The organism is Spongiactinospora sp. TRM90649 (assembly GCF_029382225.1).
GTDB lineage: Bacteria > Actinomycetota > Actinomycetes > Streptosporangiales > Streptosporangiaceae > Spongiactinospora.
This window is the reverse complement of the sequence record NZ_JARLTC010000007.1, coordinates 173,048-199,150: the sequence shown is the minus strand read 5'-3', so window position 1 is coordinate 199,150 and position 26,103 is coordinate 173,048. Positions and strand designations below refer to the sequence as shown.

Annotated in this window: 30 protein-coding genes and 2 pseudogenes; 16 read left to right on the top strand and 16 right to left on the bottom strand. The window is 71.0% G+C overall.

From position 1 onward, the window contains the following. Positions 1-15: 15 nt before the first annotated feature. On the bottom strand, positions 16-597 hold the full coding sequence (locus tag P3X83_RS10200) for a gamma-glutamyl-gamma-aminobutyrate hydrolase family protein (protein ID WP_277304684.1): 582 nt from the start codon (positions 595-597) through the stop codon (positions 16-18). 116 nt (positions 598-713) lie between these two features. On the opposite strand from P3X83_RS10200, the gene P3X83_RS10195 reads away from it, so the two are divergent. After that, entirely contained in the window at positions 714-965 is a 252-nt protein-coding gene (locus P3X83_RS10195) for a cell division protein CrgA (RefSeq protein ID WP_277304683.1), read from the top strand. Between the two features lie 86 nt (positions 966-1,051). Here P3X83_RS10195 and P3X83_RS10190 read toward each other — a convergent pair whose 3' ends face one another. Both P3X83_RS10190 and P3X83_RS10185 read right to left on the bottom strand, forming a co-directional pair. Next, positions 1,052-1,939: a rhomboid family intramembrane serine protease gene (locus P3X83_RS10190; RefSeq protein ID WP_277304682.1), complete on the bottom strand. Its 888-nt coding sequence runs from the start codon at positions 1,937-1,939 to the stop codon at positions 1,052-1,054. Between the two features lie 134 nt (positions 1,940-2,073). Continuing rightward, on the bottom strand, positions 2,074-2,604 hold the full coding sequence (locus P3X83_RS10185) for a peptidylprolyl isomerase (RefSeq protein WP_277304845.1): 531 nt from the start codon (positions 2,602-2,604) through the stop codon (positions 2,074-2,076). A gap of 197 nt (positions 2,605-2,801) precedes the next feature. On the opposite strand from P3X83_RS10185, the gene P3X83_RS10180 reads away from it, so the two are divergent. Continuing rightward, the gene (locus P3X83_RS10180; protein ID WP_277304681.1) at positions 2,802-3,314 is read left to right on the top strand and encodes a hypothetical protein; all 513 of its coding nucleotides are present in this window, start codon (positions 2,802-2,804) and stop codon (positions 3,312-3,314) included. 269 nt (positions 3,315-3,583) lie between these two features. Here the strand turns inward: P3X83_RS10180 and P3X83_RS10175 are convergent, their stop codons facing one another. The 3 genes from P3X83_RS10175 to P3X83_RS10165 all read right to left on the bottom strand — a co-directional run bounded on the left by P3X83_RS10175 (position 3,584) and on the right by P3X83_RS10165 (position 6,858). Further along, complete coding sequence (locus P3X83_RS10175) at positions 3,584-4,804, bottom strand: hypothetical protein (RefSeq protein WP_277304680.1); 1,221 nt, start codon at positions 4,802-4,804, stop codon at positions 3,584-3,586. Then, positions 4,801-5,346, bottom strand: a complete 546-nt coding sequence (locus P3X83_RS10170; RefSeq protein ID WP_277304679.1) for a SigE family RNA polymerase sigma factor — start codon at positions 5,344-5,346, stop codon at positions 4,801-4,803. Before P3X83_RS10170 ends, P3X83_RS10175 begins: the two co-directional genes overlap by 4 nt. Positions 5,347-5,943: 597 nt before the next feature. Further along, on the bottom strand, positions 5,944-6,858 hold the full coding sequence (locus P3X83_RS10165; protein ID WP_277304678.1) for an NAD(P)-binding domain-containing protein: 915 nt from the start codon (positions 6,856-6,858) through the stop codon (positions 5,944-5,946). Positions 6,859-7,071: 213 nt separating this feature from the next. Between P3X83_RS10165 and P3X83_RS10160 the strand changes: the two genes are divergently transcribed. Next, entirely contained in the window at positions 7,072-7,329 is a 258-nt protein-coding gene (locus tag P3X83_RS10160; RefSeq protein WP_277304677.1) for a hypothetical protein, read from the top strand. Here P3X83_RS10160 and P3X83_RS10155 read toward each other — a convergent pair. Both P3X83_RS10155 and P3X83_RS10150 read right to left on the bottom strand, forming a co-directional pair. Further along, positions 7,308-8,423, bottom strand: a complete 1,116-nt coding sequence (locus tag P3X83_RS10155; protein WP_277304844.1) for a hypothetical protein — start codon at positions 8,421-8,423, stop codon at positions 7,308-7,310. The two genes, P3X83_RS10160 and P3X83_RS10155, sit on opposite strands and share 22 nt — an antisense overlap. Next, positions 8,423-9,832, bottom strand: coding sequence for a hypothetical protein (locus tag P3X83_RS10150; protein WP_277304676.1), 1,410 nt, complete (start codon positions 9,830-9,832; stop codon positions 8,423-8,425). Before P3X83_RS10150 ends, P3X83_RS10155 begins: the two co-directional genes overlap by 1 nt. Positions 9,833-10,132: 300 nt before the next feature. Between P3X83_RS10150 and P3X83_RS10145 the strand changes: the two genes are divergently transcribed. Further along, positions 10,133-10,414, top strand: coding sequence for a hypothetical protein (locus P3X83_RS10145; RefSeq protein ID WP_277304675.1), 282 nt, complete (start codon positions 10,133-10,135; stop codon positions 10,412-10,414). 18 nt (positions 10,415-10,432) lie between these two features. On the opposite strand, the gene P3X83_RS10140 is transcribed toward P3X83_RS10145, so the two are convergent. From P3X83_RS10140 to P3X83_RS10125, 4 genes are all read right to left on the bottom strand, one after another. Then, a complete protein-coding gene (locus P3X83_RS10140; RefSeq protein WP_277304674.1) occupies positions 10,433-13,222 on the bottom strand; it encodes a TIR domain-containing protein in 2,790 nt (929 codons plus the stop codon). A 4-nt stretch (positions 13,223-13,226) separates the two neighbouring features. After that, a complete protein-coding gene (locus P3X83_RS10135; RefSeq protein WP_277304673.1) occupies positions 13,227-14,162 on the bottom strand; it encodes a WD40 repeat domain-containing protein in 936 nt (311 codons plus the stop codon). A 199-nt stretch (positions 14,163-14,361) separates the two neighbouring features. Then, entirely contained in the window at positions 14,362-14,682 is a 321-nt protein-coding gene (locus P3X83_RS10130) for a hypothetical protein (protein ID WP_277304672.1), read from the bottom strand. Positions 14,683-14,851: 169 nt separating this feature from the next. Further along, positions 14,852-15,049: a hypothetical protein gene (locus tag P3X83_RS10125; RefSeq protein ID WP_277304671.1), complete on the bottom strand. Its 198-nt coding sequence runs from the start codon at positions 15,047-15,049 to the stop codon at positions 14,852-14,854. Between the two features lie 125 nt (positions 15,050-15,174). Here P3X83_RS10125 and P3X83_RS10120 point away from each other — a divergent pair, with 125 nt between their 5' ends. From P3X83_RS10120 to P3X83_RS10100, 5 genes and pseudogenes are all read left to right on the top strand, one after another. After that, on the top strand, positions 15,175-15,522 hold the full coding sequence (locus tag P3X83_RS10120; protein ID WP_277304670.1) for a His/Gly/Thr/Pro-type tRNA ligase C-terminal domain-containing protein: 348 nt from the start codon (positions 15,175-15,177) through the stop codon (positions 15,520-15,522). 92 nt (positions 15,523-15,614) lie between these two features. After that, the gene (locus P3X83_RS10115; RefSeq protein WP_277304669.1) at positions 15,615-16,310 is read left to right on the top strand and encodes a hypothetical protein; all 696 of its coding nucleotides are present in this window, start codon (positions 15,615-15,617) and stop codon (positions 16,308-16,310) included. After that, positions 16,307-16,837: a hypothetical protein gene (locus P3X83_RS10110; protein WP_277304668.1), complete on the top strand. Its 531-nt coding sequence runs from the start codon at positions 16,307-16,309 to the stop codon at positions 16,835-16,837. The genes P3X83_RS10115 and P3X83_RS10110 overlap by 4 nt, the downstream gene beginning before the upstream one ends. Positions 16,838-17,776: 939 nt before the next feature. Continuing rightward, a pseudogene (locus tag P3X83_RS10105) lies at positions 17,777-17,887 on the top strand (ATP-binding cassette domain-containing protein); the annotation flags it as partial. A gap of 74 nt (positions 17,888-17,961) precedes the next feature. Then, the gene (locus tag P3X83_RS10100; protein ID WP_277304667.1) at positions 17,962-18,360 is read left to right on the top strand and encodes a hypothetical protein; all 399 of its coding nucleotides are present in this window, start codon (positions 17,962-17,964) and stop codon (positions 18,358-18,360) included. Between the two features lie 18 nt (positions 18,361-18,378). On the opposite strand, the pseudogene P3X83_RS10095 reads toward P3X83_RS10100, so the two are convergent. Both P3X83_RS10095 and P3X83_RS10090 read right to left on the bottom strand, forming a co-directional pair. After that, positions 18,379-18,498, bottom strand: a pseudogene (locus tag P3X83_RS10095) (LuxR C-terminal-related transcriptional regulator); the annotation flags it as partial. 228 nt (positions 18,499-18,726) lie between these two features. After that, positions 18,727-19,044: a hypothetical protein gene (locus P3X83_RS10090; protein WP_277304666.1), complete on the bottom strand. Its 318-nt coding sequence runs from the start codon at positions 19,042-19,044 to the stop codon at positions 18,727-18,729. A gap of 188 nt (positions 19,045-19,232) precedes the next feature. Here P3X83_RS10090 and P3X83_RS10085 point away from each other — a divergent pair, with 188 nt between their 5' ends. The 4 genes from P3X83_RS10085 to P3X83_RS10070 all read left to right on the top strand — a co-directional run bounded on the left by P3X83_RS10085 (position 19,233) and on the right by P3X83_RS10070 (position 22,198). Beyond that, complete coding sequence (locus P3X83_RS10085; protein WP_277304665.1) at positions 19,233-19,628, top strand: hypothetical protein; 396 nt, start codon at positions 19,233-19,235, stop codon at positions 19,626-19,628. Positions 19,629-19,874: 246 nt separating this feature from the next. Beyond that, positions 19,875-20,402, top strand: coding sequence for a hypothetical protein (locus P3X83_RS10080; RefSeq protein ID WP_277304664.1), 528 nt, complete (start codon positions 19,875-19,877; stop codon positions 20,400-20,402). After that, positions 20,345-20,509 (top strand): hypothetical protein, encoded by a 165-nt coding sequence (locus tag P3X83_RS10075; protein ID WP_277304663.1) that lies wholly within the window; start codon positions 20,345-20,347, stop codon positions 20,507-20,509. Before P3X83_RS10080 ends, P3X83_RS10075 begins: the two co-directional genes overlap by 58 nt. Positions 20,510-20,764: 255 nt before the next feature. After that, positions 20,765-22,198 carry a WGR domain-containing protein gene (locus P3X83_RS10070; RefSeq protein ID WP_277304662.1) on the top strand — a complete coding sequence of 478 codons (1,434 nt, stop codon included), beginning with the start codon at positions 20,765-20,767 and terminating at the stop codon, positions 22,196-22,198. 15 nt (positions 22,199-22,213) lie between these two features. Here P3X83_RS10070 and P3X83_RS10065 read toward each other — a convergent pair whose 3' ends face one another. After that, positions 22,214-22,870 carry an HNH endonuclease family protein gene (locus P3X83_RS10065; RefSeq protein ID WP_277304661.1) on the bottom strand — a complete coding sequence of 219 codons (657 nt, stop codon included), beginning with the start codon at positions 22,868-22,870 and terminating at the stop codon, positions 22,214-22,216. 290 nt (positions 22,871-23,160) lie between these two features. Here P3X83_RS10065 and P3X83_RS10060 point away from each other — a divergent pair, with 290 nt between their 5' ends. Beyond that, positions 23,161-23,337: a hypothetical protein gene (locus P3X83_RS10060; protein WP_277304660.1), complete on the top strand. Its 177-nt coding sequence runs from the start codon at positions 23,161-23,163 to the stop codon at positions 23,335-23,337. Between the two features lie 4 nt (positions 23,338-23,341). Here the strand turns inward: P3X83_RS10060 and P3X83_RS10055 are convergent, their stop codons facing one another. Beyond that, a complete protein-coding gene (locus P3X83_RS10055; protein WP_277304659.1) occupies positions 23,342-24,457 on the bottom strand; it encodes an epoxide hydrolase family protein in 1,116 nt (371 codons plus the stop codon). A gap of 62 nt (positions 24,458-24,519) precedes the next feature. On the opposite strand from P3X83_RS10055, the gene P3X83_RS10050 reads away from it, so the two are divergent. Both P3X83_RS10050 and P3X83_RS10045 read left to right on the top strand, forming a co-directional pair. Continuing rightward, positions 24,520-25,479 carry a YafY family protein gene (locus tag P3X83_RS10050; protein WP_277304657.1) on the top strand — a complete coding sequence of 320 codons (960 nt, stop codon included), beginning with the start codon at positions 24,520-24,522 and terminating at the stop codon, positions 25,477-25,479. 27 nt (positions 25,480-25,506) lie between these two features. Then, positions 25,507-26,067, top strand: a complete 561-nt coding sequence (locus P3X83_RS10045) for an SMI1/KNR4 family protein (RefSeq protein ID WP_277304656.1) — start codon at positions 25,507-25,509, stop codon at positions 26,065-26,067. Positions 26,068-26,103: the final 36 nt, after the last annotated feature.

Genomic DNA, 26,103 nt, shown 5'->3' with positions numbered 1-26,103 from the left:
AGGGAGCGCCCGGTGTTACACGATTCCGGACAACCAGTTGCCCAGCATTCGATGGCCGTGCTCCGACAGCACCGATTCTGGGTGGAACTGCACGCCTTCGATCGCCGCCGAGCGGTGCCGCAGGCCCATCACCTCGCCGTCCTCGGCGACGGCGGTCACCTGGAGATCCTCGGGCAGGCTGGGCGCGCGTACGGCCAGGGAGTGGTATCGGGTCATCGTGACCGGTGAGGGGATGCCCGCGAACACGCCGACGCCGTCGTGGGTGATGGCGCTGGTGCGGCCGTGCATGAGGGTCCGGGCGCGGCCCACGGCGCCGCCGTAGGCGACCGCGATGGCCTGGTGGCCGAGGCAGACGCCGAGCAGCGGCACCCCGATCTCGGCGCAGCGGCGGACCAGCGACACGCTCACCCCGGCCGCCTCGGGCGTGCCCGGACCAGGGCTGATCAGCACGCCGTCGAACCCGGACGCCCCGGCGTCGGCCGTCACTTCGTCTCTCGGACGGACGTCGCAGTCGGCGCCCAGTTCGCGGAGATACTGGACGATGTTGTGGACGAAACTATCGTGGTTGTCCACGACCAGTACCCGGGGAATCGCCATGGCCTCTCTCCGCGGACTATCCTTACAGCGGTCTTCGCTTGCCAGCGATTACGCTAGCCAAGTAAGCATCGGGAGCGTTCGTCGGTTCCCGGCGCACCCCACCCCAGGAGATTCCAGTGCCCAAGTCCAAGACGACGCGCAAGAAGGCGGTCTACACGCCGCCCGCCAAGACCGAGGCGGTCAAGGTCAGTCCGCGCTGGCTGGCACCGACCATGGTCGCGGCGTGGATCATCGGCATCGTGTGGATCGCGGTGTTCTACATCGTGCCGCCGGGCACGCCGTTCATCAGCACTCTTGGAAACTGGAACCTGCTGATCGGGTTTGTGTTCATCATCTTCGGTGTGGTGCTCTCCACCCGCTGGCGTTAGACCTTTCCACAGTTTTATCCACAGCCTGGGGAAGATGACCGGCGCCGGATCGGCGTGCCGTTTCCCAGGTGCGCCCGGCGAGCCGATCAGAACATGCCGAGCGCGGCGAACGGCGGGAAGATCGCGACCGTGAGCAGCAGCACGGCGACGATCACCGCGATGCCCGCCCACTGCACGAGGCCGCGGTTCTTGCTCGGCGCGTAGGCGAGGACGGCCGCCACCAGGCCACCGGTGACCAGGCCGCCCAGGTGTCCCTGCCAGCTGATGATCGAGCCGAGCAGGAAGGTGATGGCGACGTTGATGCCGATCAGCCAGAGCACGCCGCGCACGTCGTAGCCGAGCCGTCTGCCCACCACGAACAGCGCCCCGAACAGGCCGTAGATGGCGCCGGAGGCTCCCACCGCGCCCACGCCGAGCAGGTAGATCGCCACCGAGCCGCCCAGGGCGGAGGCCAGGTAGAGCGCGGCGAAGCGGGCCGAGCCCAGCCGGCGCTCCAGTTCGGGGCCGATCACCCACAGTGCCCACATGTTGAACAGGATGTGGGTGAGGGCGAGCCCGCCGGAGGTCAGCGGCAGGTGCAGGAAGGCGCTGGTGATCAGCCGGTACCACTCGCCGTTGACGGCGACGGACGCCGAGTCCATCGCGAAGTAGCCGATGACCTGCACGGTGAAGAACGTCTCGATGACGTAGGCGACCAGGTTGAGGGCGAGCAGCGCGTAGGTGACCCGTGGCACGGCGACGGCCTGCCCGCCGAACACCGCCTTGGCCTGCCGGATGGTTCTGCCGCCCTCGCGGACGCATTCGACGCACTGGTGGCCGACCGCGGCCTCACGCATGCAGTCCGGGCAGATCGGACGCTCACAGCGCTGGCAGCGGACGTAGGTCTCCCGGTCGGGATGCCGGAAACACGTGGGCACCGCGTTGGCCCCCGGCTGATCGGGGGACGTGGGCGGGATGGGCGGCTGAGTGGTCATCGCGTACTGAGGGCCCCTTCGACCGTGCGCTTATCCACAGACTGCCAGCCTATTCACCTTCGCGCATGCGCGCGCCGCCCCGATAGGCCGGTGGGGGGCGGCGGCCCGCACGGAGGGGCCGCCGCCGGGTCCGTTCAGACGCGCTCGATGGTGACTTCTTCGAGCACGACGTCCTTGACGGGGCGGGCGTTGCGCCCGGTCTCGACACGGCTGATCCGGTCGACGACGTCGGTGCCCTCGATCACCTCACCGAAGATGGTGTGCTGACCGTTGAGGTGCGGCTGCGGGCCGACCGTGATGAAGATCTGAGACCCGTTCGTGCCCCGGCCCATCTGCTTGCCCGCGTTGGCCATGGCCAGCAGGTACGGCCGGTTGAAGTAGAGATCGGGGTGGATCTCGTCGTCGAACTTGTATCCCGGGCCGCCGATGCCCTGACCGAGCGGGTCGCCGCCCTGGATCATGAACGTCGGGATGATCCGGTGGAAGATCGTGCCGTCGTAGAGCTTCGCGTTGGTCTTCTCACCGGTCTCCGGGTGAGTCCACTCCCGGGTGCCCTCGGCGAGCTCCACGAAGTTGCGCACGGTCTTGGGCGCATGGTTCGGGAACAGTTCGATCTTGAACGTGCCAAGGTTGGTACGCAAGGTTGCGATGAGTTTGTCAGCCATGAGGTGGCTGCCCCCTTTTACTACGCCTGCCCGGCAGGCGGATTCAATCGTGTTTTCATGACGGCGGCACCAAAGGCCACCCGGCATCCTCTCACGGACCTCCATGATTGAGGCGCCTTCGCAGGGGAAGGGGTCGTGACGGGGCCCCAACGACAGGGGAGGTTGTCGTGTCCCTGAGAGAAAAGAGACGCCGCGGTATGGTCATCCGACCAGAGACGTGGCAGGGCCGGATGAAGGCCCAGTACGAGCGTGCCAGGCTGCAGGTCGGCCCGATGGCCGAATCGGCCCGCGACCTGGCCGCGAGCCGGATCATCGAAGCGAGGACCTGGGCTGCTCCCAGGCTAGATCAGGCGGCCCACTCGGTCGAGGACCAACTCGCCCCCCGGGTCAGCTCGATGCTGAGCGAGGCGGCCAGGAAGGTCGATCCCAAGCCGAGGCGATCCCGCAGACTGCCGATCATGATCCTGGTCGGCGGGCTGGCCCTGGGAGCCGCGGGGTTCATGATTTATCGCAAGAACACCGCCGCCCGGGAGTGGACCGACAGCGTGGCCGGCAGTGTGGCGGGCACGGTCAAGGAGACCGCCGCCGACGCCTCGCAGTGGGCGGGCGAGAAGGCGGGCCGGGCCGGTGACAAGATCGCGGAGAAGTCCGACGCCGCCGGGCACAACGCGAACCGGCAGGCGGAGGACATCGCCAACAGGTTGTCCTGACGACGGGCGAGTCGGCGGGCGCCGGTCCCCCGATACATGCTCCAGACCAGTTCCCGGCCCCGATCCGGCACGACGTCCGGCCCGCACCGCGGATCTCCGCCAGGAGACCCGAGGCGCGGGCCGTACCCGTGCCACCCGCAGAAGCCGCTGAGGCCCGCCGAGAACGCCCGGCCCCACCCACGGTACGACTCGACGCCGCTGAGCCCCTACGGCGTTCCTGAGGCCCGTGGAGACACCCCTGTCAGACCGCCGGTCAAGCTCTCCGACGGTCAGCGGCGGGTGAAGAGAGGGATCCAGGAGCCGGGCTTCTGGCTGTTCTCCCGGTACCCGGTGAGGGGTTCGAGGGTGCTGCCGTCGGCGGCGACCAGGACGAGGCGGTTGCGGAACTCGCTCTTGACGCATCCCGACCCGCCGTCGCTCTCGCAGGCCCACGCGATGAGGTGGTCGTTGCCCGCCCAGGCCGCGAGCTGCTCGACCCAGTGCCCATTGAGCGGGCGGACCGGCGTGACCTTGCCACTCGCGATGTCGCGAACGCCTGTTATGGCTGACTTGTCTGGACTCTCGTCGGCCAGTCGCCGCCCGTCGGGAGACTTACCGGCCTGCTGGTAGACCTTGGTCTCCAGTGGCGGGGCCGACGCGGCCTTGCCCTCAAGGTCCATGTACCTCCGGTCGTTCTGGCCGAAGACCGGGGCGATCGAGACCAGGCCGCCGTCCCAGCTCCACCGCACGTCGTCACGCCGCCCGCTGCCTTGGCTCTCCGGTTCGGCGAGCGGGAAGAAGCGGGACGTCCCGCTCTCCACCTCCAGGATGACGTAACCGTTACGGCTGGGCGGCAGCATGTACTCGCTGTTGTCCTTCGGGACCTCCCTCTCGTCGGGGTCGGCGCTGTAGGTGGTGAGGAGCAGCCGCCTGCCGTCGGGGGACCACTGCACGGACCCGGGCTTCTGTCCCAGTTCGATCCAGCGGACCTCGCCGCCCTTCCGGTCGAGCAGCCCGACGCGGGTCGTGCCGTACGGCTCCAGCACCGCGACCTGGTCGCCGCCCCGCGCGATGTCCAGGTGCGCCCACTCGGTCTTCCTGTACTCCTGGGCCGCGTCGTCGAACAGGTACCAGGTGTCGACGTTGACCTGCCGCTCCGCGGAGATCTTCCGCTCTGACCAGACGCTGTAGGCGAACGCCGCCACGTCGTGCGCCCCGATCAGCCGTCCCTTCGGCGGCGAGGCGTCCGGGTCGGCGCTGACGCCGTAGTCCGTGGGCGGCTCCGGCGTCGCGGTGATCGGGGTCGTGAGCACCGCCGTGCCCCCGCCGACCACGCCCGGCACCACGATGACCGCCGCGACGGCCGCGGCGACGGCCCCCGCGAACGTCGCCCCCACCCGTACCCGCCGGCGGGTGCGCCGCCTGATCGCCCGGTCCGCCAGGTCGGCGGGGACCCGCGCCTCCTCCGACCACTCGCGCATGGTCCGCTTGAGCATCTCGTCGATCGTCATGCCGTCGCCTCCCCGAAGATCGTGTAGGGATCCCCCATCGCCATCAGCTCGGGGGCGAGCACCCGCAGGCGGGCCAGGGCCCGGTGGGCGGTGCTGCGCACCGTCCCGACCGAGCAGCCGAGTTCGGCCGCGACATCGGCCTCGGGCAGGTCCTCCAGATACCGGAGCACCAGTACGGCGCGCTGCCTGGCGGTGAGCCTGGCCAGCGCCCGCCGTATGACGATCTTCAGCTCGGCCGCGTCTGTGGCGTCCGGGTGCACCCGCTCGGGCGGCTCGGCCACGGCGGTCTCGTTGCGTCGCCAGCCCAGCCGCCACCAGGAGACCTGCTGCCGGTACATCACCTGGCGCACGTACGCCTCGGGGGAGTCCACGCTCCGCCAGCGGGTGAACGTCTTGGCCAGGGCGGACTGCAGGAGATCCTCCGCGCCGTGCTGGTCGCCTCCGGCCAGCAGATACGCCACACGCATCAGCGCCGGCGAGCGCGCCGACACGAAATCGCGGAACGCCCGCTCGTCATCGTGGTCCACGACCACCTCCAGCATCCGTCACGCCCTTAGAGACGCGACGGGACGACCGTCACTATGCCCCCCGCCGTGAACCGGCCGATGAACCCGAAAAGGCGTTGCCCGGCGGACGGCCCGCGGTTACGTTCGGCCCGAGATCCGCCGTCACCGGCGGCGACGGCACGAGAGTACGCGGGCCGCGAGCGGCCCCGGCCAGGAGGTCCCATGCGCATCCGCATGGTCGCGTCCACCGCGTCGTTCCGGGAGTCCGCGGCGACCACCGGCTGATCCGTACCGCCAGGGACTCCTGGGAGCGAGCGGTTTCCGTAGCCACCGGATACTTACCGGATCCTCTCTCCCCCCAAGGAGTCTCTTTTGCGTGCGTGCGTGCGCGCGATCGCGCCGGCACGGGCGGACCCGCCCGGCTCGGGCGGATTTCCACAAGCTGTGGACGGCTTCCGCGATCTCCAACCTCGGCGACGGCGTCGGCTCCGTCGCCGGTTCCCTGCTCGTCGCCTCGCTGACCGCCGATCCCGCCCTGGTGGCCGGGGCAGCCGCCTGCTGCGGTCATCACGGTGGTCGCCTGGCGGCCCTTCCGGGCGGCGGGCGGCACGCGGTGACGGGGCGGGAGCCGTCCTACCGGGCGGTCCCCGCATCCGCGTCGAAGAACTCCACGATCCCGGAGAACCCATCCGTGCCCCGCCCGGCCGCCACCGCCCGGAGGGAGATCTCCTGGACGGCCCGGATCAGGCTCGCGTCGATCCCCCGCCGTTCCGACGTGTGCACGACGTGATCCAGGGTCGCGACGACCGAAAGGATCGTGGAATCGTCGCCCGGATGGCTGCGGGTGTCCACGGGCACGGTGAGCTCGTCGACGACCTGTGCCATCAGCGTGCCCATGCCCTTGGCGAAGGGGGCCAGGTCGGCGGCCGTGACGTTCTCCGCCCGCGCCAGGGCCATCCCGTGGAGCATGCCGCCCATGCCTGTCCAGAACATGTCGAGCAGCGCCAGGTCGTACGCGGCGGCCCGGCCGGGGTCGGCGCCCAGGTGACTGCGCGTGCCGCCCAGGGCCGCGAGCACGGGCGCGGTCTCCTCGTACAGGTCCTCGGGACCGCTGAGGAGGAACACGGCGTCCGGCCCGCCGATGGTGACGGTGGGGGTCATGATCGCCCCGTCGAGGTAGCGGACGCCGTGCCCGGCCGCCCATTCCGCCGCCTGCCTGGCCCTGTCCGGTGTGTCGGCGGTGAGGTTGACCAGGGTTCGGCCCTTGAGGTCGCCCGCCGCCCGGTCGAGGATCGCCTGCGAGGCGTCGTAGTCGAGCACGCAGACGACCACCACGTCGCCCGCGGCGACGGCCTCGCCCGGCGTCTCGGCCACGACCGCGCCCCGGGCGGCCAGGTCACCGGCCTTGCCGGGGGTGCGGTTCCACACGGTGGTCGGGTGGCCCGCCGCCAGGAAGGCCCCCGCCAGCGCGCGGCCCATCGGCCCGAGCCCGAGGACGGTGACGGGCGTGCGATCAGTGGATACGTCGGTTGGTGAGTCGGTAGGCATGTCTCCAGGGTTTTGCAGGTGGGCCCCGGCCGCAAGTACCCACTATTAAGTGGGGTACTTACCAAGAAGTCAGTACAAAGCCGTCCGGATGCGGACAGCACGTCAACCGGCGACCACAGGCAGGCGTCATGCTCACGTTTGGCACGGTCACACTGGCCACCGGCGCCTCTGCAACCACCATGGCCGCCCGGTCCCACCGCTTGGAGACATCCGGTGAACCCACCCGAGCAGTCCCGCCCGCCCCGCCTCGCCACCGGGCTCCTGATCGCCTTCGTCGTACTCGGGGTGGTCGGCCTCGTCATCGTCGGGGCCATGTACTGGAACGCCACGCGCGGCCCCGGCGAGGACGGCGAGCCCGCGCGGTCACAACCGGCGCAGACCGAGTCGCTGCACTCGCAGCGAACCCTCTTCGAGGCCGAGGGGACGGCCACGATCCAGGGCCGGGACGTTCACCTGAGAGCCTTGCGGTAGGCGGCGAGCAGGTCCGGCCGCAGCAGGTGGCCGAGGCCCGCGCGGGCCAGGCGCACGCCCAGCGCCGCCTCGGCGTCGCCGAGCGCGGCGGCGGTGCCGGGCAGGCTCCAGTCGTGCGCGGCCAGCAGGGTCAGCAGGTGCCCCCGCCGGATCTGCGCCTCCGAGAGCCGGAACGTCTTCAGGTAGGCGAGCCGCCCGCCGTCATCGACGATCATTTCGCCGATGTGGTTCTCCCGGCGCGGCTCGAACGCGGGCAGGAAGCGCCGCAGCCGGAACCGGCCGAGGCGGTACACCTCGTCGATCCGCGCCGGGGACGCGATCATGCCCGCCGCCATGATGTCGTCGTGGAACTCCGCCCACTCGCGCTCCCTGCGGGCGGCCTGCTCCCTGAGCCCGGCCAGGGAGGACACCAGGGCGTCGTCGATCGCGGCCTCCATCGGGTTCGCCCGGTGGTAGAGCGCGTAGTGGTAGACCTGCTCGCCGTACATGTCTTTCACGAGGGTCGGGTGCAGCGCCCGGTAGTCGTCCGGGTGGGGCACCACGAACGCGCCCGCCAGGGCGTCGCCCGTGTAGAGCACCATGCCGCACTGCCCCGGGTGGATCTCGAAGACGCGCAGTGCGTCGTCCAGCCCGCGGATCGCGGCCCCGGTGTACGCCTCCTCGGCGCGCGGCGACAGGCCGTGCGTCACCGCCCGGTGCGACCACTCCTGCCAGGCGATCTCGGGGCCGCCGAAGTGCAGCGCCAGGAACCCTTCGAGCGCCAGGTGCAGGGGCAGGAACCGGAGCCGGTTCTTGTCCAACCGGCGGGCCATCCGCCGCCGGAAGCGGAGGGCGACGTGCCGCTCGGGGGAGCCGAGCTGCGTGCCGTACGTCGCCGCGGGGGTGCCGTCGGTGGTCCACGAGGCGACGAAGGCGTGCGGGACATAGGCGATGTAGTGCGACCGGTCCGGCAGGGAGACCTCTGACAGCTCGTCGCCGTAGGCGCGGAGGTCGAGCCGGAGGTCCGTGACCGGGTCCTCCCGCACCAGCGGCACCAGCCGGACCGCGCCCCAGGTCTGCGACGGCCGCGCGGCCAGCCCGGTCATGTCGATCATCACGGCTCCGTCTCCTCGGCGTTCCGCAGGTGCGTCTCGGCGCGCTCGGCCAGGTAGGCGCGCAGCTCGCCCAGGCCGGTACGGCCCTCGGCGAACGCGGCCAGTTCCACCAGGGCGGGCAGGTTCTCCGCGTCGCGGATCCCGACCGTCGGCACCATGGGCGACAGGCGGCGCACGTCGAACGCCTCCGCGTCGTAGACCGGGTTCAGGTGGACGACGCGGACCCGTCCGCCGGGGTCGAGCCTGCGCCGCCAGACCCGCAGGACCTCCCCGGCCAGGCCAGGCGGCGCGTTGTCCCAGCCGTCGGAGACGATGATCAGCCGGTCGGGGGACGTTTCGAGGGCGTCGATGATCCGGCCGCCCAGCGGGGTGGGACCGACCGGCCGAACGAGGAGCGGGTCGGCGTGCCCGCCGAGCCACAGACCGCGATACTCGCCCGCCAGCGCCGCGAGCAGGTGGTGGCAGGCCAGCGCGACGGCGAGCGGCCGGTTGCGCTTCACCGGCGACCCGAACGACGAGAAGCTGTCGTCGAGCACCGCCGTGACCTTCCCCCATGTGCCCGCCCGCGCCCCGGCCGCGCGGGCCGCCGAGGCCCGTAGCGCCCCGGTCAGCTCGGCCCGCCGCTCCGCCCTGACCCGCGGCGGCAGCGACAGCGCGTAGGACGCCAGCCGGACCAGCGGCATCGCGGCCAGGTCGGCGGCGGTGTCGGCGCCGGCGCGCCCGGCGGCCTCCGTCAGCCGCAGCCGCTCCAGCCTGGTCATCTGGGGGGCGATCCGGGCCAGGAAGACCTCTCGGTCGATCCCGCGCCGCGCCGCGAACCCCTCGGCCACCGTGTACGGCAGGTCGTAGAGCGCCTGCTTGTCGTAGTGCGCGCGCCGCCACGTCTCCAGCACGGGCGTCTCGAAGCGGGCCCGGCGGCGCGGGGCGAACAGGAAGTCGCCCAGCTCGCCGGGCGGCTTCAGATGCGCGTGACGGATCGCCGCCTTCAGCGCGGAACGGTACTTCACCGCGTCGAAGGCCAGGTCGGGCCGCGCCGCCAGCCAGTCGCGGACGATCGCCCGCGTGCGCCGGTTGTTCGTGCCGTCCCGGCGCAGCCCGGCGAACAGCCGGTATACCCGGGGCGGGCTCATCCGGCGCAGCCGCCAGGCGATCAGCCGCCCGTCGCCGCCGGGCTCGCGCAGCACGTTGCGAATGATCAGCGCGGCGTTGTGGTCGTTGACGTCGAGCGCGAGCAACGCCCGATAGACGTCCGGGTAGTTTCCCTGGACGTACCGATGCAGGAAATCCAGGGAAAGGCGCTGTTCCCACTGGGAGTCGCGGAACTCGCGCTGACCCGTCGAGGTGATCACGGCGTTCGCGAAGAGCAGGATGTCCTCGACCTCGATGAGGTCGGCGTAGCTCTCGCCCATCGCGCCCCCCTGGCTTCCTCCTGGCTTCCGGCATGGCGGATCGGCCGGGGAATGGGGGAACGAACTGCGAAGCGTCGCTTTTAAGGCGGATCCCGGAAGTCGCACCGAAGTCCCGCGGCCGATCTGCGCCCGACCATAGCAGCGCGCTTCCGGGTGACGCGAAGCGTTTTCCCGGTAATGGCGGAGCAAAGCGTCTCTTGAGATATCTGGAACGACCTGAGCGGGGTATCAGATTAAACATGTGAACGGCCCTGAACGCACGCGGCTCAAGGTTGCCGATCGCCGAGAGGACCGAGGCTCATGGGTGGGGAGAAACCGTCGACGTTCGCCCGAGAGGTGTTCGCGGTATGGGAGGTCGACGCGGGCGACCGCGGCGCCGGAGGCGTCACGCTCAACCGGGCCACCGCGCACCGCGAGATGGTCCGCGCCCTGGAGGAGTTCCCGCGCTGCCGCGGCCGGGTCAGGCTGGCGATCCTCGACTCCGGCGTCGCCTACCGGTACGGCGAGACCGTGGTGACCGCACACCGTCACGGCCGTGCCTTCGTCACCGTCGCCGGTGACGCCTGGGAGGCCACCCTCTGATCGTCGCGCGGCCCGGCGTCAGCGGGCGCACCGCAGGTCCGGCGGCGGGTCGAGCGGGGCGTAGCGGCGCCATTCCGCGGCCGTGAGGTCGCGGCCCGCCGCACGGCAGGCCGCCCGCGCCCAGGCCGCCTCCGACAGGTTCCAGCGCGTGGTGCTCCCGCCTCCCGTGACGGTGATCAGGTCGCGGCGGCCCGGCGCGAACCCCAGCGTCGTCGTGTTCGGCTCCTCCGGGTCGGGGAGGCTCGCGGTGCCGACGACCTCCCCCGACGGCAGCGCGACGACCACCAGCGTGCCGTCCGTGCGCAGGCCGGCGACGAGGCCGCCGTCGTCGGACGCCGCGAACGTGTACGTGTAACCGCTGTCGGACGGGATGGAGCGGATCCGGCGGCCGGTCGCCGCGTCCCACAGTTCGAAGCCGGGGACGTCGCGCCGCAGGAGCAGCGCGGGCCCGGCGAAGTCCACGCCCGTCGCGGGGCCGCCGGGAAGGTCGCGGACGCGCCCGGTGGTGACGTCCACGACCTTGACGGCGTCCGTCGCCGCGAGCGCGACCGTCTCGCCGTCCGGGGCGATCGCGGCCACGCGGCGGTCGGGCTCGCTGCCGAACCGCGAGAGGTCCGCCTGCACTGCGACCTCGCGCAGCACCCGGCCGGTGGCCGGGTCGCGGACGACGACGCGGCCCTGGGCGTCCACCAGGACCAGCCGCCGTCCGTCGCCGGACAGCCGCGCGACGGCGACCCGCGCCGTCGCGGGCCCGGGCGTCCACGTGCCGGTGAGCGTGGGGTCTCGGGTCACGTCGTGCACCTGGCCGCCGCCGTCCGGCGTGGTGGCCAGGTAGAGCGACCGGCCGTCGGCGGACCACACCGGCGGCCCATAGGAGAGCGGCGGGGGATTCATGATCACGGTCGGGCCGTCCGCCGGTTCGAGCGGGCCCACGACGGCGACCTGGCCGCTCCCGGCGACGACGGCCAGACGCCGGCCGTCCCGGCTCACCGCGAGGCCGCCCAGCGGGCAGGCCCGGCACGTGAACGGCACGGAGAGCGGCGGTTTCGTGGCGATCCTGGTGTCCTGGGCGAGGTCCCACACGATCAGCGCGGTGCCGGTGGCAGTGATCAGGTGGTCGGCGTCGCCGAGGAACACCGGGGCGGCCCCACGTTCGGCGCCGGTGAGCTCCTGGACGCCGGCGGCGCCCCGGATTCCCAGCACGTACACCGTGCCCGCCCTGGTCACCGCGATCCGCGTGCCCTCCGGGCTGATCGCGAAGTCGCCGGGGTTGGGCGCGGCTACGGGCAGTTCCGTCGAGAAGTACGGCTCGGCGCCCGGATCGGTCGTGCGCCAGAGTCTGGTGCCGCCGGGCCCCGTCCAGCCGAAGTAGCCGCCGTCGGACGAATAGCCCGCGACCAGGCTGTTGGCCGGGAGGCCCCGGCCGGCCTTGGAGCCACCGTCGGGGCGAAGGCCGGGCACGGAGCGGCGTTCCCATTGGCCGTCGCGACCCAGCAGGTAGAGCGTGTTCTCGTCGGGCAAAGAGAGCGAGCGTCCCGGCGGGTACTTCAGGTCGATCTTTTCGCTCGTGCCGCCCTCGAACAGGGTCAGCCTGCCGAGCCGTCTCGGCCGGGTGAAGGCCCCCAGCGGCCGGTCCGTGTCGTCCCGCCCGGCCAGCAGCGCGACCCGGGCGCCCGAGGGGGACACGGCGACCCACTCCGGGGCGTTCCCCGCCGGGACCGGCAGGGGCCGCCGCTCGCCGTCCGCCCACCGGTACGCCTCCCGGCCCGCGATGGCCGCCAGCACCCGGCCGTCGGCGCTCAGCGTGAGGCGGGTGACCTGGGCCTGCCCGAGCCTGATCTCGGCGCGGGTGTTCCCGGTGAGATCCCAGCGCACGACCCGCCCGTCCCCCGTCCCGGCGGCCACGACCCGCCCATCGGCAGACGCGGCCGTGGCGGTCACCCGCGCGCCGACCTGGAGGAACCGGTCCAGATGCGGCTCGGCGGTCACCGCCTGGAAGAGCGCGGACCGGGTGTGGACGTCGGGCTCCAGCCGGTACGCCTCGACGGCGAGGAGCTGGGCGAGGTCCAGCCGGCTGCCCAGGCTCGCCACCGCCGCCGAGGCGAACGCCCTGGCCGTGGCGATCCGCGCCTGTTCCCTGGCGGTGTCGCGCTGGGTGAAGGCGACCCGCGAGGCCACCGTGGTGCCCATGGCGAGCACCGCGAGCGCGGTCGCCGCGCTCCAGGCCACCCGCATGGTCTGGCGGTGCCTGCGCCGGTGCTCCCCCTTCAGGGCGTCCTTGGGCACTCCGCGGATCGCCGAGGCCAGCCCGGCGACCGCGTCGTCCAGCCCGGGATCCGCCGCGCCGGTGTGGCCGGCCTCCTGCCACGGGCGCAGATCGACCCAGTGCGGCTCCTCGGCGAACGCGCCGCGCAACGCCTGCGGCAGCGCCGTCGTGGCCGCCCAGTCGGCGTCTCCAGCCGCCTCGTCCCAGACGAGCAGCCCGTCGGCCAGCACGATCAGCAGGCGGTCGCTCGACCGGTTCGCGAGCCACCAGCGCACCTCGCGGTTCACCCACACCGACCCGGCCGCCGAGGGCGAGGCGACCAGGATGAACCATCGGGAACCGGCCAGCGCCCGCTCGATCGAGGACCACAGGCCGGGGTCGGCCGCGAGGTTCGTCTGGTCGCGGAAGACCCGCATCGCCCGGGCGCGGTACCACGGCTTGGCGAACCGCTGCAGCTCGCGTTGCAGGGCGGCGGCGAGCCCGCCCTCCTGCTCGTGCCCGTGGCTGTAGGAGATGAACGCGTCGTACTCCTGGGAGACCATGGCGTCACCCGGCCCGCAGGTCCCAGACGCGGACGCTGTGGTCGTTGGAGGCGCTCAGCGCGACCGGCTCGCCGCGCACGACGCCGAAGGCGACCGAGGTGATCACATCGTGGTGGCCCCGGCGCGGGCCGCCGATCGGGCGCTGGGCGAGCAGGTCCCAGACGCGGACGGTCAGGTCGAGGCCGCCGGTTATCGCGATGGGCCTGCCGTCGAGTTCGCCGTAGGCGATGGCGGTCACCGTCGAGGTGTGGCCGCGCAGCGGACCGCCCACCTGCGCCCGGCGGGCAAGGTCCCATATCCGCACGGAGTGGTCGAACCCCGCGACGATCGCCACGGCACGACCGCCCAGCCTGCCGCAGGTGAACGCGCTGAGCCGCGCCCCGCCCAGGACCTCGCCGGAGAGCCGCGCGCGCGACAGGTCCCAGACGCGCACCGGATCGATGCCGCCGTTGCCGGTGAGCAGCACCGGCCTGCCCTCGACGGTGCCGAGGGCCAGCTCGGTCACCCCGAACAGATGGCCGCGCATGGCGCGTCCGATCCGCTTGCCGGTGCGCAAGTCCCAGACACGGGCCGTCTTGTCGTCGCTCCCGCTGACGGCGATGGGGCCGCCGCGCAACATGCCCGTCGCGACGGCCTGCACGAGGCCGGTGTGACCCTTCATGTCGCCGCCGATCGCCCGCCCGGTGCGCAGGTCCCAGACCCGCACCGCGTAGGTCTTGCCCTCGTTGTCGCCGGTGACGGCGACGGGCCTGCCGTCGAGCGAGGCGAACGCCACGGAGTAGACGTAGTCGGCGGGGATGGTCAGCGAGCCGCCGACCGGCACGCCCCGGTCGAGGTCCCACACCCGGACCGTGGGATCGCCCCCGGCGCTGACCAGCGCCGGCCTGCCGTCGATCCGGCCGTAGGCGATCGAATGGACATAACTCGTGTGGCCGTTCAAAGAATGGCCGTCGCGTTTCACGGCCGGGGTGGCGGAAACGGCGCCCGGCGTGGTTCTCCGCGCCGGGGGAGGCGAACCCGTCGCGGTACAGCCGGCCAGTAACACGAAAGCGGCGATCATTGGAAGCGCGCGCACGAATGGAACGTACCATCGGCCGCCGACCGGGAAAATGGCCCAAGAATTCGGCCCATTTAATTACTTATTCGTCGCCGTCGCCTTCCTGCTCGAACAGTTCCGCGAGATCCCGGCCTCCGGGGAGTCGAGCGCGGTGAAGATGTCCAGTGCCCGCGCGGCCTTCGCCCGTCGCCAGCAGGCCGACGGCCGAGATCATGCTGCCCTCGTACGCCAGCCGGTGCGCGGGCGCGGCCGAGGCCAGGTAGTAGGCCGGCAGGCGGCGCAGCGCCAGCGCCCTGGCCTGCGGGCGCTCCGTCGCCTCCAGGGTCCGCAGGGCGAAGGCCCGCAGCAGGTCGAGGAAGCGGTAACGGCCGGGCGCGTACGGCTCCAACAGGCAGGCCGCCATTCTCCTCGGCCTGGGCGACGGTCGTGCACAGCACCGCGGCCGCCGCCTCCGGCTCGATGGCGGGGCCGCCGACCAGGGACAACAGCCGGAACGCGCGTGCCTGCGCGAGGTCCAGGTGCTTGCAGGCGAGGGCGAACGCGGCCTCGGCGGCGTCCGATCCGCGGCGGCGCTAGCCGTCCAGCCGGGCGGCGAGCGTGCCGATGGACCGGGAGGGGCGCGCGGCCAGCAGGGCCGCCGCGATCCGGACGGTCAGCGGCAGGAACCCGCAGCCCGCCACGAGCCGGGTGGCCGCCACGGGCTCGGCGGCCACCCGCTCGCTGTCGGCCACCGAGACGAGCAGCATGCGGGCCTCGTCGGGGCGCAGCACGTTTCTCGCGAGGGAGCTAGCGGTACGGGATCACGTGTTTTCTGAGGTTCGGGACGTGTTTGAACGCTATGGGTTCGAGGCGTTGCAAACGCCCTGACGTCCCCGCGTGCGGCGGGTCACTCGGTGTGGAGCGGATCATCGGGCTTCTGGACGGAGACGACAGGGAGATCGGGGGTCTCGATGTCGCGGTCACGGTCATGGACGACGAGTGGGCCAAGGAGGTGATGGGTTTCGCGGGCCGGTTGCGAAGTGCGGGCCTGCGTAGCGAGATCTATCTGGGATCGAGCCGGAAGCTGGCCAAGCAGTTGAAATGGGCGGCCGACAGGCGGGCGCGTTTCGCGCTCATTTACGGACGGCAGGAACGAACCGAGGGATTGGTCACGGTTCGGGATATGGATTCGGGAGACCAGAAACAGATTTCCATCGATCAGTTGGCGGCGCATCTGACGGAAAGGTGCGTCGTGTCGCGGTAATGAGTCTGGGAGGTCATGGTGCATGGGTGTGCAAGGCGACCGGATTTTCGCGGCGATCAAGGAGTGGGGTTTCCCCGACCTTCGGTGAGTGCATGTGCTGGGAGGCCGCGTACGCGGTCCAGCTCAAGCAGGCCATCGACGCCGCTCGGAAGAATCAGGACGAGGTGACGCTGGCATCGGTGGCGGCGCTGTTCGCCGTGAAGGATGCCAATCTCAAGAAGGCGCGGCGTCTGCTGGAGCAGGTGCTCATCGACCACGACCGTAAGGGGATGTGGTCCGATCTCGACAAGCGGGCGGCGCGGCTCGACATCGAGGACGTGTCCGAACGCTGGGCGCGTGGACTTGTCGAACATCCCTTCCCGATCGCGCTTCGTTCCCTCCGGTTCAACTGGACGTACATGAAGGAACATGGCGTCCGTGCGTTCTACGAGATGACCACCCGGTATGTGGATCATCTGAGTGACAACACCGCTCGATGGCTGGGCGCTTGGGAGCAAGAGATCAGTTCCGGGATCGTTGACCGGGTCACGACGGGAGGAATGCGATCTCGCCTCCGAAGAAGCGCCGATGCACTGCAACGTATGCAAGAAGACCATTGCCGCTCTGCTCTACCTCGACGGGTAGCGGCAGGCTGCACGAATGGTCCAGGCGTCGATCTGGAGCCGCCCGGGTGCGGCGCGGCGCGGGGCGGGACCGGCCTCCAGGCCGCATGCCCGGCCCCGCTGGAAACAAGTAAAGAAAGTTTGAGCCACCTGGTGTGCACTGGCGCAGTAATGTCCGTTCCGTGACTCAGCCAGATCGTTCTACGAAGATCCGTATTGGGCAGGCGGCGCAGGACTGGATACGCAAGCGCACCCATATTCGGAGACCCGCCAAAGCTTCACCCAGGAAAACTTCGCCTGAAAATAGTTTGCCTAGGGAGAGGGTTGAATGGACCCCTGCACTTGTCGTCATCGCCGCGTCGGTTCCGGTTCTGCTAATTTGCGCCCTGGCCGTCAAGCTGTCATACAGCATGGGCGTGACGGATGGGGTCGAAGGGGGGAAAGGTAACTCGGTGTCCACGGTTACAGTTACAGAAATAATCACCGCCAACGCTACGGTGACGAAAAGCGTGACGCGGACGGCAACGCCGAAGCAGCACCGGCAGTCGCGCGTAACGGTCACCGCGCAGCCATCTCGGCCCGTGCAGAATCCTGCTCCAACCAGGACAAAGTCCGCGCCGAAGTCGAGCCTGAACGCCAGCGAAGATCCGTTCCCGGAGGCTGACAATCCGGATACCAACAGTAACGATAGCGATCCATTCCCAGAATCGTAGTTGAGATGTTTTGGATAGCGGAAAAACTTCGTCCCCGATGCGGGGGCAAGATTCATTACCGTGACGGTACGTATATTTCTCGTGCCCCAGTTCTCTCTTAGGGATGCTTGCTCCTAATTCATATACCGCGAAGTCATATCTAGCGCTGACGGGTGGCGATTCCGTGCGGATCTCCCAAACTGGTCACTGATATGGCGCGAGTAGTCGGCGATCCAGGTTTCAGCCGGTGGCGGGAGTTGGTGGCGGCTACTGCTGGGTGTGCCCAGCCGGTTCATCTGGTCGGTGAGTCCGTGATCGCCGATGCGGCCACTGGGGGGAGGTGCGGCACGAATACGCGTCGGCGGATGAGCCTCATGGGCGACTGCTGGTGGCGTGTGGTAATCGGCGGGCCACGGTCTGTCCGGCGTGCTCTCGCACCTATCAGGCGGATACGTTCCAGCTCATTCGGGCGGGGCTGGCGGGGGGTAAGGGGACGCCTGATGGGGTGAGCGCTCATCCTCGGGTGTTCGTGACGTTGACCGCGCCCGGCTTCGGGCCGGTGCATGCTCGGCGTGAGCGGTCGGGGCGTGTGGTGGCGTGTCGGCCGCGTCGGTGTGGGGTGTGTGATCGTGGGGTGCCGGGTGCGGCATGAGGCCGGTGATCCGCTGATTGGTCAGCCGTTGTGTGCCGACTCTTACGACTACGTGCGGGCGATGCTGTGGAACGCGTCTGCGGGGGGTTGTGGCATCGGTTCACGGTGGCGTTGCCGGTGGAGCTGGCGCGGCTGGCGGGGATGTCTCGGGCGGCGTTCCGGCGTTCGGTGCGGGTGTCGTTCGCGAAGGTCGGGGAGTTTCAGCGGCGGGGGCTGGTGCACTTCCATGGAGTGCTGCGGCTGGACTGTGCGGGTGGGCCGGGTGAGTGTCCGCCTGGGTGGGCGGATATGCGTCTGTTGGCGGCGGGGAGGCGGCCGGACGGCGCGCGGGCTCGTTCTCGCTCGGCATGGGCCAGCGGCTCGCCATCGCGGGCGCGCTGCTGGGCGATCCACCGACCCTGATCTTGGACGAACCGGTCGGTTGCCCGCCCCGAAGCAACACGACGGCGGCCTCACGGGGGCGGTCGCCGCCGAATGGATCAAGCTCCGCAGCGTGCGGAGCACCCTGTGGACGCTCGCCGCCGCCATCGCCCTGGTGGTGGGCGGAGTGATCCTCGCCGCGGCCTCCACCAGGTCGCAGCACGCCGGCGGCACCGTCCTCGGCGTCGCCTTCTACCTGCCGATGCTCGGCCTCGGCACGCTGATCCGCGGCGCGGCGGGCGCGATCTCGCTGCTCTTCGTGCTGCTGCTGATCGTGCCCATCCTGCTGCCCGCCGTCGATCTGGACCTGGTCGCGGCCTACCTGCCGGGAGACGCAGGCGCGAACCTGATGCGCGTCAGCGCCGACGAGCCGTACGTACGGGCAGGTGACCGGAGGGCTGATCATGCTCGGCTGGACCCTGGCGTCGATCACTTCGCCGGATACCTGGCTCTGCGCCGCAGGGACGCCTGACCGCCCGGGGCGGGGCGTTCAGCCGGGCTCGCTCCCGGTCAGCCCCGCCTCGTAGGCGACGATCGCGGCCTGCACGCGGTTGCGCACACCGAGCTTGGTCAGGATGGCGCTGACGTAGACCTTCACGGTGCCCTCCACCCGGCGGTGGCTCGGTCACCGGGGTCGGGCTCTCGGGGAACGCGTGCGGCAGCCGGGACGCCACCTGCGCGTACGGCTTGCCGACCGCCACCCGCTCGAACGCCACGGGATCCAGCACCGCCGTCAGGTTCTGGTAGGCGAACCCCACGACAGTGAGCAGCAGCACGGCGGCGAAGGCCAGGGGCAGGGCGAACGCCAGCACGAACCCGCGCCGAGCGCGGCGGCGGCTCAGACGATCGCGGCGACGCCGCCCCGCGCCCGCCGTACCTCGGTCACCCTCAGACCGGCCAGGTAGCTCGTGACCACCACGGCGATGGTGTGGCGGTCGACGGGGCCCATCGGATCGGGCGCGGTCAGCGCGACGCGGACGGCCAGTGCCGTGAGGGGGCGGCGGCGTGCCGTCCCCGCCGCGACCGCCAGCGCGGCCGACGGCAGGACCAGGGACCACCAGACGTTCCCGCCCACCCCGGCGTCCAGCGCCCACAGCACGACCGGGCCGGACATGAGCGACCACAGCCCGACGGCCCGCCACGCTGATCTCCGCACGACACGAACGTTACCGTCCGGGTCGGACGCATCTGTCTTTAGTGACGGATATTGCCAATCCCAAACAAAATCACCGACTATTCATCCACGGCGATCACTCCGGCGAAGGAACCACGCCAGACGGCTCGCCGCGCCGCCCCCACCGGGGCGCGGCGCCCGATTCCACCGTCACCCAAAAGGAGACCGGAATGCGCAAGTCGTTCAAAATTGCATTACCCGCCATTCTCACTGCCGGACTGCTCGCCTTCCCGGGCGCGTTCGCGTCCTCGGCGTCGGCGTCCAGCAGCGCCGCGACCGGCGCGGCGGGCGGATCGGCCTCCGCGATGGCCCTGTCGGTCAGCGGCTACTGCGAGCCGCTCGCCCGGCGCTTCCTCTGCTCGGTCTCGGTCAGCGGCGCGGTCGCGCCGGTCGCCGTCCGCTGGTACGTGAACGGCTACTACATCCCCTCCTACGACAACCGCACCTTCGTCGGAATCGGCTGCCAGCCCACCTTCAGCTACGACATCCGCGCGACGGTGTCCGACGCCACCGGCGCGTCCGCCGACTACCACACGGTCCCCACCTGCCGTTCCGGCAACCCGTGATCCCTGACGCTTCCGGGTGCCCGCCGCCGCCCTGCCCGGCGGCGGCGGGCCGCTCGGCCGGCCGGTGGCGGACCTGGACGCCGCCCCCGCGGGTGTCCAGGCGGATTTCATGCCGACGAAACCAGAAAGCCCGGCGGCATTTTCGCGTCACCCTGAAACGGCAATTCGGATCACCCCTCTGGGGGTAGCCGGAAATGCCCCCGAAGGGGGGTGACCACATATCCGGCACGCGGTTAACGTGGGCCGGTGACAGTTAAGTCGATCTTGATGGACGTGCTGCTCGCCGTCACGTTCACCGGGCTGACCATGGTCACCCTCGCGGCGGACGGCGAGACCGCCTCCCTCGCGTACCTTCTCGTCGCGCTCATGACCGCGCCCATCGCGCTGCGGCAGCGGGCCCCAGTGCTCACCATGTGCGCGATCCTCGGCGCGATCGGCGCCTACGTCCTGTGTTACGACGACATGCGGTTCAACACCGGCGTCGGCATGCTCGTGGCCATGTTCACCGTGGCGACCCTGCGTCCCCGGTGGGCGGCGGCGGTGATGTTCACGCTGACCGCGGGGGTCACGACCATGGTGCACGTCCGCCTGGACCCCGATACGGCACTGGTGGACACCGCCCAGGTGATGGTGATCGTGTTCGGCGCGTGGGCCCTCGGCGAGGGCGCGGGCGGCTTCCTGCTCAAGGACGGCCCGCCCGGCCGCATCATCTCCTCGTGCGCGCCATCGCGGCCGGAGCCGTCCTGCTCGCGCCCCCCATCACCCACCGCCTGATCGAGACCTACGCCGACCGGCACCGCGCCGCGACCACCTCCCGGGCCCGGCTGTCCGGCCTGACCGCCAGGAGACCGGAATCCTGCGCCTCGTCGCGTACGGCCTGACCGACCAGGAGATCGCCGGGCGCCTGGTGCTCAGCGAGGCCACCGTGAAGACGCACGTGAAGCGGATGTGTCCAAGCTCGCGCCCAACAGCCGCGCCCAGGCGGTCGTCGTGGCCTACGAATCCGGTCTCGTCACCCCGCGCGGGCGCACGGACGCCTGAGATGCCCGGGTCGCCGCGCTGACAGGTTTCTGTCGCCGTGGTGCTCTAGTCTCCCGACCAGTCGATCAAGCCCGGCGAATCCTGGAGAAGCGGACATGACCTACCTCGAACTGTCTGAGGACGGCGGCGGAGCGCACAAGTTCTACGAGGTGACCGTGGCGGGCACCCAGGTCACGATCACCTATGGGCGCATCGGCGAGGCCGGTCAGACGAAGGTCTCGAAGTTCTCCTCCGAGGCGCAGGCGCAGGCCGCCGCGCAGAAGAAGATCGGCGAGAAGACCCGCAAGGGCTACGCGGCGGCGGTGCGCGGCGTGCGGCAGCGCCGCGCGATCACCCGCAGGACCATCGCCAGCACCCGCTCGACCGCCCTGCAGGCGCCGGTCTTGTGGCGCTTCGACAGCGGCGCGGCGGCGTTCGGCATCTTCGTGGACGGCGAGCGCTGCTGGGTCGGCAACCAGCGCGGCGACGTCTACACCGTTACTCACACGGGCACCGTGACCGGCCGCTTCCGGCTCCCCGACGGCGTCAAGTGCATCGTGGCCGACGACTTCTGGATCTACGCCGGCTGTGACGACGGCCGCGTCTACGACCTGAGCGGCAAAGTCCCGAGGTCCGCGTACGAGATCGCCGCCGACGTCGACATCTACTGGCTGGACATCCACGACGGCGTGCTCGGCGTCTCCGACCGCGCCGGGCGGATCACCACCATCGACTACGAGGACGAGTTCCAGTGGGCGCGGGCAGGCGCCGGGAACTCCGCCTGGATGGTCAGGTGCGACGAGGACGCCATCTACCACGGCCACTCCAACGGGGTCGCCCGCTACGACAGCTCGGACGGCACGCTGATCTGGGAGAACAAGGTCGCCGACGACGTGCTGTTCGGCTGGCAGGAGGAGCACTCGGTCTACGCGGGCACCGCCGGCCGTACCGTGCACCGCCTGGCCAAGGGCGACGGCCGGGTCGAGGCCGTCTACCGGTGCGACGGCGCCGTCTACTCCTGCGCCACCTCCCCCGGCGGGCGGCACGTCTTCGCGGGCGACAACCAGTCGTCGGTCTACTGCTTCGACGCGTCCGGCGAGCGGCTGTGGAAGCTCGGCACCGGCTGCGGCTCGGCGTTCTCCATGCAGTACCTGGACGACCGTCTCTACATCGTGACCACCGACGGCTCGCTGGCCTGCATCGACGCCAGCGAGGAGGCCATCGCCGCGGCCCGCCAGGGCACCGTGCCCCAGCCCGTGGACGTCAAGGCCGCGGCCTCGCTGGCGGTGGTCGAGCCGTCCGCCGTCCTGGAGACCGTTCTGGAGACGGTCGTGTCGACGGGCGGCCCAGACCGCGGCGTGGTCGTGGAGTGCGTCCGGGAGGGCGAACGGCTGCGGGTCCGCGTGGTCACCCCCGGCTACGAGTCCTGGAACGTGCAGTTCCCCAAGGACGTCCGCGAGCCGGGCGCCCGCTACGTCGTCGACGGCATCCGCCCCGCCGGCCGCGGCGGCTTCTACCGCGCCTACGGCGAGATCCGCCGCCTCCTCTGACCGCCCTGGGAGACGTCAGCGGCGGCAGGTGCGGAGCATGTTGAGGAGGGCCTTCTTCTCGCCGCGGGTGACGAAGAGCCGGTAGTGGCGCTTCACCGTGATCCATGAGGTCGCGTAGCGGCACCAGTGGGCACGTCGCTGCGGGCGCCAGCTCTGCGGGCCCTTGCCGCCCTTGGCGATGTTGGCGGAGTGGCTGACGGTGAGCAGCTCGGGGCGGGTGAGATCGTTGGCGAAGGCCCGCCGTTTGGCGGCGCTCCAGCGCTTGGCGCCGGAGCGCCAGGCGTAGGCGAGCGGCACCACGTGGTCCACGTCCACGTACTTCTCACTCTTGAGCCGCTTGCCGTCGTACGGGCTGTACCAGACCCCCTTGACCGGATGACAGGACGCGTTCCGGCGGACCCTCCGCCCGTCGCGGGCCAGCACCAGCTCCCGCGTGTCGCACTTGCCCCGGCGATCGGCCCACCGGGCCTGGAACTTCTTCCGGCTGTACCCCCGGATCGATAACGGCCTGGCGACCTTGAGCTGCGCCAGCACGCGCCGCGCGAGGGCCGCGCCCTCGGCGTGCGATCGCTTGCGCGGTTCCGCCGCCACGGGCGGGGCGAGCACGGCGGTGACCGGAATGACCAGCAGGGTGAGCACCACGACGTGTACGGCCCGTCTCAGGAAGATCATATTTTGCCATTACCCACCACGATCCCGCCCCATGGCGACCGGGTTCGGGTCAGCCCGAATTGATGCAGAACAGGTGACCTTCCGGGTCGGCCAGGACGGTCCACTGGTCTTCGCCGGGCTGGACCACACCGGATGGTCGGCGACGGAGGCGCGCGACGGTCATCGGCTGGTGCTCGTGCGGCGCGGCCGGTTCCGGCGGTGGGCCGACGGCGGCAGCGCCGATCTGGATCCGACGACCGCCTACCTGAGCGCCCCCGGCGAGGAGGAACGGTTCGCACACCCCGCCGGGGGTGACGTCTGCACGTCAGTGCAGGTCACGCCCCGGCTCTGGGACGGGCTCCACGGCCGGGCGACGGTGGACGTGGACGCGCGTCGGTCTCGCGCACCTGACCCGCACGGTCCGCGAGCACCTGGGGCACACGCCGGTCGTGCTGCGCCGCCTGGTGGCGGCGGAGCAGCGGCGCTGAGCGCTCAGCGCACCAGCCGGAAGAAGCCGCGGATGTCGTCGATCAGCAGGCCGGGGGCGTCGTGCGCGGCGAAGTGGCTCCCCGAGTCGTAGACGTTCCACGACACGATGTTGCGATGGTCGCGGTCGGCGAACGGCCGGATCGACTGGAAGTCCCACGCGAAGTTGGCCAGCCCGAGCGGCACGGTGGTGGGCTCCGCCGGCTTGTCCTTCGCGTGGAAGTCCTCGTAGTACAGGCGGGCGGCCGACGCGGCCGTGTTGGTCAGCCAGTAGATCATCGTGTTGGTGAGCACGTAGTCTGGGTCGAGGGTCGGGCCGAGCAGTTGCGCGTTCCACCCCAGTTGCCCCACCGGCGAGTCGGCCAGCGCGTGGGCCAGGGTCTGCGGCGCGGTGGACTGCAACCGGTCATAGGCCCCGCCGTTCTCCAGCCACCAGGCGAGGAACTCGACCTTCTTGCGGTCCTCGTCGGACAGGTTCTCCAGCTCGGCGGGGTCGCCGGACGGGAAGGAGAAGACCTGGGTGACGTGCACCCCGATGACGTGCTCGGGGTCGTGGCGGCCCACCTCCGGCGAGATCAGCGAGCCGCCGTCGTTGCCGTGCGCGCCGTACCGCTCGTAGCCGAGGCGGCGCATCAGCTCGGCCCACGCCCTGGCGATCCGGTACCTGTTCCAGCCGCGCTCGGTGGTGTGGCCGGAGAAGCCGAAGCCGGGAATCGAGGGGATGACCAGGTGGAACGCGTCGGCCGGGTCGCCGCCGTGCGCCCTCGGGTCGGTGAGCGGGCCGATCACGTCCAGGTATTCGACGATCGTGGTCGGCCAGCCGTGGGTGAGCAGCAGCGGAGTGGCGTCCGGCTCGGGTGAGCGGATGTGCATGAAGTGCACGTTCTGGCCGTCGATGACCGTGGTGAACTGCGGGTACTCGTTGAGCTTGGCCTCCCACGCGCGCCAGTCGTATCCGTCGCGCCACCGCTGGACCAGGCCGCGCAGGTATTCAAGCGACACGCCGTAGTCGTTCCCGGCGTCCGGCAGTTCGTCGGCCCAGCGGACCCGGGCCAGGCGTCCGGCCAGCTCGTCCAGGTCGGCCTGCGGGATGTCGATGCGGAATTCGCGAATCTCGGTCATGTCATCGACTCTGTCAGCCCATTAGGACGAGTTTGCTCCTAAATGGCTGCCAGACTTGAGGAATGCTGGAAACCTCGGCCCGCCTGCTGCGACTGCTCTCCCTCCTGCAAACCCAGCGCGACTGGACCGGCGGCGAACTCGCCGACCGGCTCGGGGTGAGCGGGCGGACCGTCCGCACCGACGTCGAGCGGCTGCGCACCCTCGGCTACCCGGTACTGGCCACGCGCGGGGCCGTCGGCGGGTACCGGCTCGGCGCGGGCGCGGCCCTGCCGCCGCTGCTGCTCGACGACGAGGAGGCGGTCGCCGTCACGGTCGGCCTGCGGACGGCGAGCGGCGGCGCGATCGCCGGCATCGAGGAGGCGTCCCTGCGGGCGCTGGCCAAGCTGGAGCAGGTGCTGCCGTCCCGGCTCCGCCGCCGGGTGAACACCCTGCAGACCTACACCGTGCCGGTCCCGCGCGACGACGCCGGTCCCGGCGTCGATCCGGCGATCCTGACCGTGCTGGCCGCGGCCTGCCGCGACCGCGAACGGCTCCGGTTCGACTACCAGGCCCATTCGGGCGCGGACACGGTGCGCGAGGTCGAGCCGTACCGGCTGGTCAACTGGGGCCGCCGCTGGTACCTGCTGGCGTGGGACATCGAGCGGGCCGACTGGCGCACCTTCCGGGTGGACCGGCTGCGGCCCCGCACCCCGACCGGGCCCCGCTTCACGCCGCGCGAGCTGCCGGACGACGACGTGGCCGCGTACGTCTCGCGCCGCGCGTCCGCCGCCGCCTGGCGCTACCGGGCGCGGGTCACCGTACAGGCTCCCGCCGAGGTCGTCGCGGAGCGGATCAACCCGGCGGTCGGCACGGTCGAGCGCGTCGACGAGAACTCCTGCGTCCTGCACACCGGCGCGGACACGGTGGAGACCCTCGGTGTCTATCTCGGCCTGCTCGGCGCGGACTTCCACGTCGCCGGGCCGCCCGAACTCCTCGCGCACCTGCGCGCGCTCGCCGGGCGATACGCGCGGTCCACCACCTGAGGCCCGCGCGGGTGGCAGGATCACCCCATGGCCGACATCGACGTACTTTTACGACAGGTCTCCGCGAAAGCGGCCGAGACCTCAGACGAGGACGAGCTGCCACCCGCCGCGACGGCCGAGCAGATCGAAAGCGCGGAGCAAGTCCTCGGCTTCCGGCTTCCCCCGCTGCTGACCCGGCTCTACCGCGAGGTCGCCAACGGCGGTTTCGGCCCTGCCTACCGGCTGCTGCCGCTCACCGGCGAGGGACGCACCGCCGTCGGCGAGTACCGCGAGGTCCGCGCGACGCGCAAGCCGGGCGAGACGTCCTGGCCCGCTGCGGTCCTGCCGATCCTGGACTGGGGCTGCGGCATGTACGCGGCGGTGGACTGCCGCGACCCCGGCGGCGCGGTGCTGCTCTTCGAGCCGAACGGCGTCGGCGCCGACTGGCACGACGCGTGGTACGTGGACGCGGAGAGCCTCGTCGCCTGGCTGGAGATCTGGCTCTCGGAGACCGGCTGGTACGAGGGCGACGTCGCCGAAGGGTACGAGGAGGCGCGCGAACCGCAGCCGTGGGAGGCGGCCCGCGCACGCCTGTCGGAGCCGGACTGACGCGGGTTCAGGCGACCTCCGGACCGGGCGGGGGAA

Bases quoted from the DNA above. Each gene is read 5' to 3' on its own strand.
- P3X83_RS10200 (WP_277304684.1), bottom strand. From the start codon at position 597: ATGGCGATTCCCCGGGTACTGGTCGTGGACAACCACGATAGTTTCGTC.
- P3X83_RS10190 (WP_277304682.1), bottom strand. From the start codon at position 1,939: ATGACCACTCAGCCGCCCATCCCGCCCACGTCCCCCGATCAGCCGGGG.
- P3X83_RS10185 (WP_277304845.1), bottom strand. From the start codon at position 2,604: ATGGCTGACAAACTCATCGCAACCTTGCGTACCAACCTTGGCACGTTC.
- P3X83_RS10180 (WP_277304681.1), top strand. From the start codon at position 2,802: ATGGTCATCCGACCAGAGACGTGGCAGGGCCGGATGAAGGCCCAGTAC.
- P3X83_RS10175 (WP_277304680.1), bottom strand. From the start codon at position 4,804: ATGACGATCGACGAGATGCTCAAGCGGACCATGCGCGAGTGGTCGGAG.
- P3X83_RS10170 (WP_277304679.1), bottom strand. From the start codon at position 5,346: ATGCTGGAGGTGGTCGTGGACCACGATGACGAGCGGGCGTTCCGCGAT.
- P3X83_RS10165 (WP_277304678.1), bottom strand. From the start codon at position 6,858: ATGCCTACCGACTCACCAACCGACGTATCCACTGATCGCACGCCCGTC.
- P3X83_RS10155 (WP_277304844.1), bottom strand. From the start codon at position 8,423: ATGATCGACATGACCGGGCTGGCCGCGCGGCCGTCGCAGACCTGGGGC.
- P3X83_RS10150 (WP_277304676.1), bottom strand. From the start codon at position 9,832: ATGGGCGAGAGCTACGCCGACCTCATCGAGGTCGAGGACATCCTGCTC.
- P3X83_RS10145 (WP_277304675.1), top strand. From the start codon at position 10,133: ATGGGTGGGGAGAAACCGTCGACGTTCGCCCGAGAGGTGTTCGCGGTA.
- P3X83_RS10140 (WP_277304674.1), bottom strand. From the start codon at position 13,222: ATGGTCTCCCAGGAGTACGACGCGTTCATCTCCTACAGCCACGGGCAC.
- P3X83_RS10130 (WP_277304672.1), bottom strand. From the start codon at position 14,682: ATGGCGGCCTGCCTGTTGGAGCCGTACGCGCCCGGCCGTTACCGCTTC.
- P3X83_RS10115 (WP_277304669.1), top strand. From the start codon at position 15,615: ATGTGCTGGGAGGCCGCGTACGCGGTCCAGCTCAAGCAGGCCATCGAC.
- P3X83_RS10085 (WP_277304665.1), top strand. From the start codon at position 19,233: ATGCGCAAGTCGTTCAAAATTGCATTACCCGCCATTCTCACTGCCGGA.
- P3X83_RS10070 (WP_277304662.1), top strand. From the start codon at position 20,765: ATGACCTACCTCGAACTGTCTGAGGACGGCGGCGGAGCGCACAAGTTC.
- P3X83_RS10065 (WP_277304661.1), bottom strand. From the start codon at position 22,870: ATGATCTTCCTGAGACGGGCCGTACACGTCGTGGTGCTCACCCTGCTG.
- P3X83_RS10055 (WP_277304659.1), bottom strand. From the start codon at position 24,457: ATGACCGAGATTCGCGAATTCCGCATCGACATCCCGCAGGCCGACCTG.
- P3X83_RS10050 (WP_277304657.1), top strand. From the start codon at position 24,520: ATGCTGGAAACCTCGGCCCGCCTGCTGCGACTGCTCTCCCTCCTGCAA.
- P3X83_RS10045 (WP_277304656.1), top strand. From the start codon at position 25,507: ATGGCCGACATCGACGTACTTTTACGACAGGTCTCCGCGAAAGCGGCC.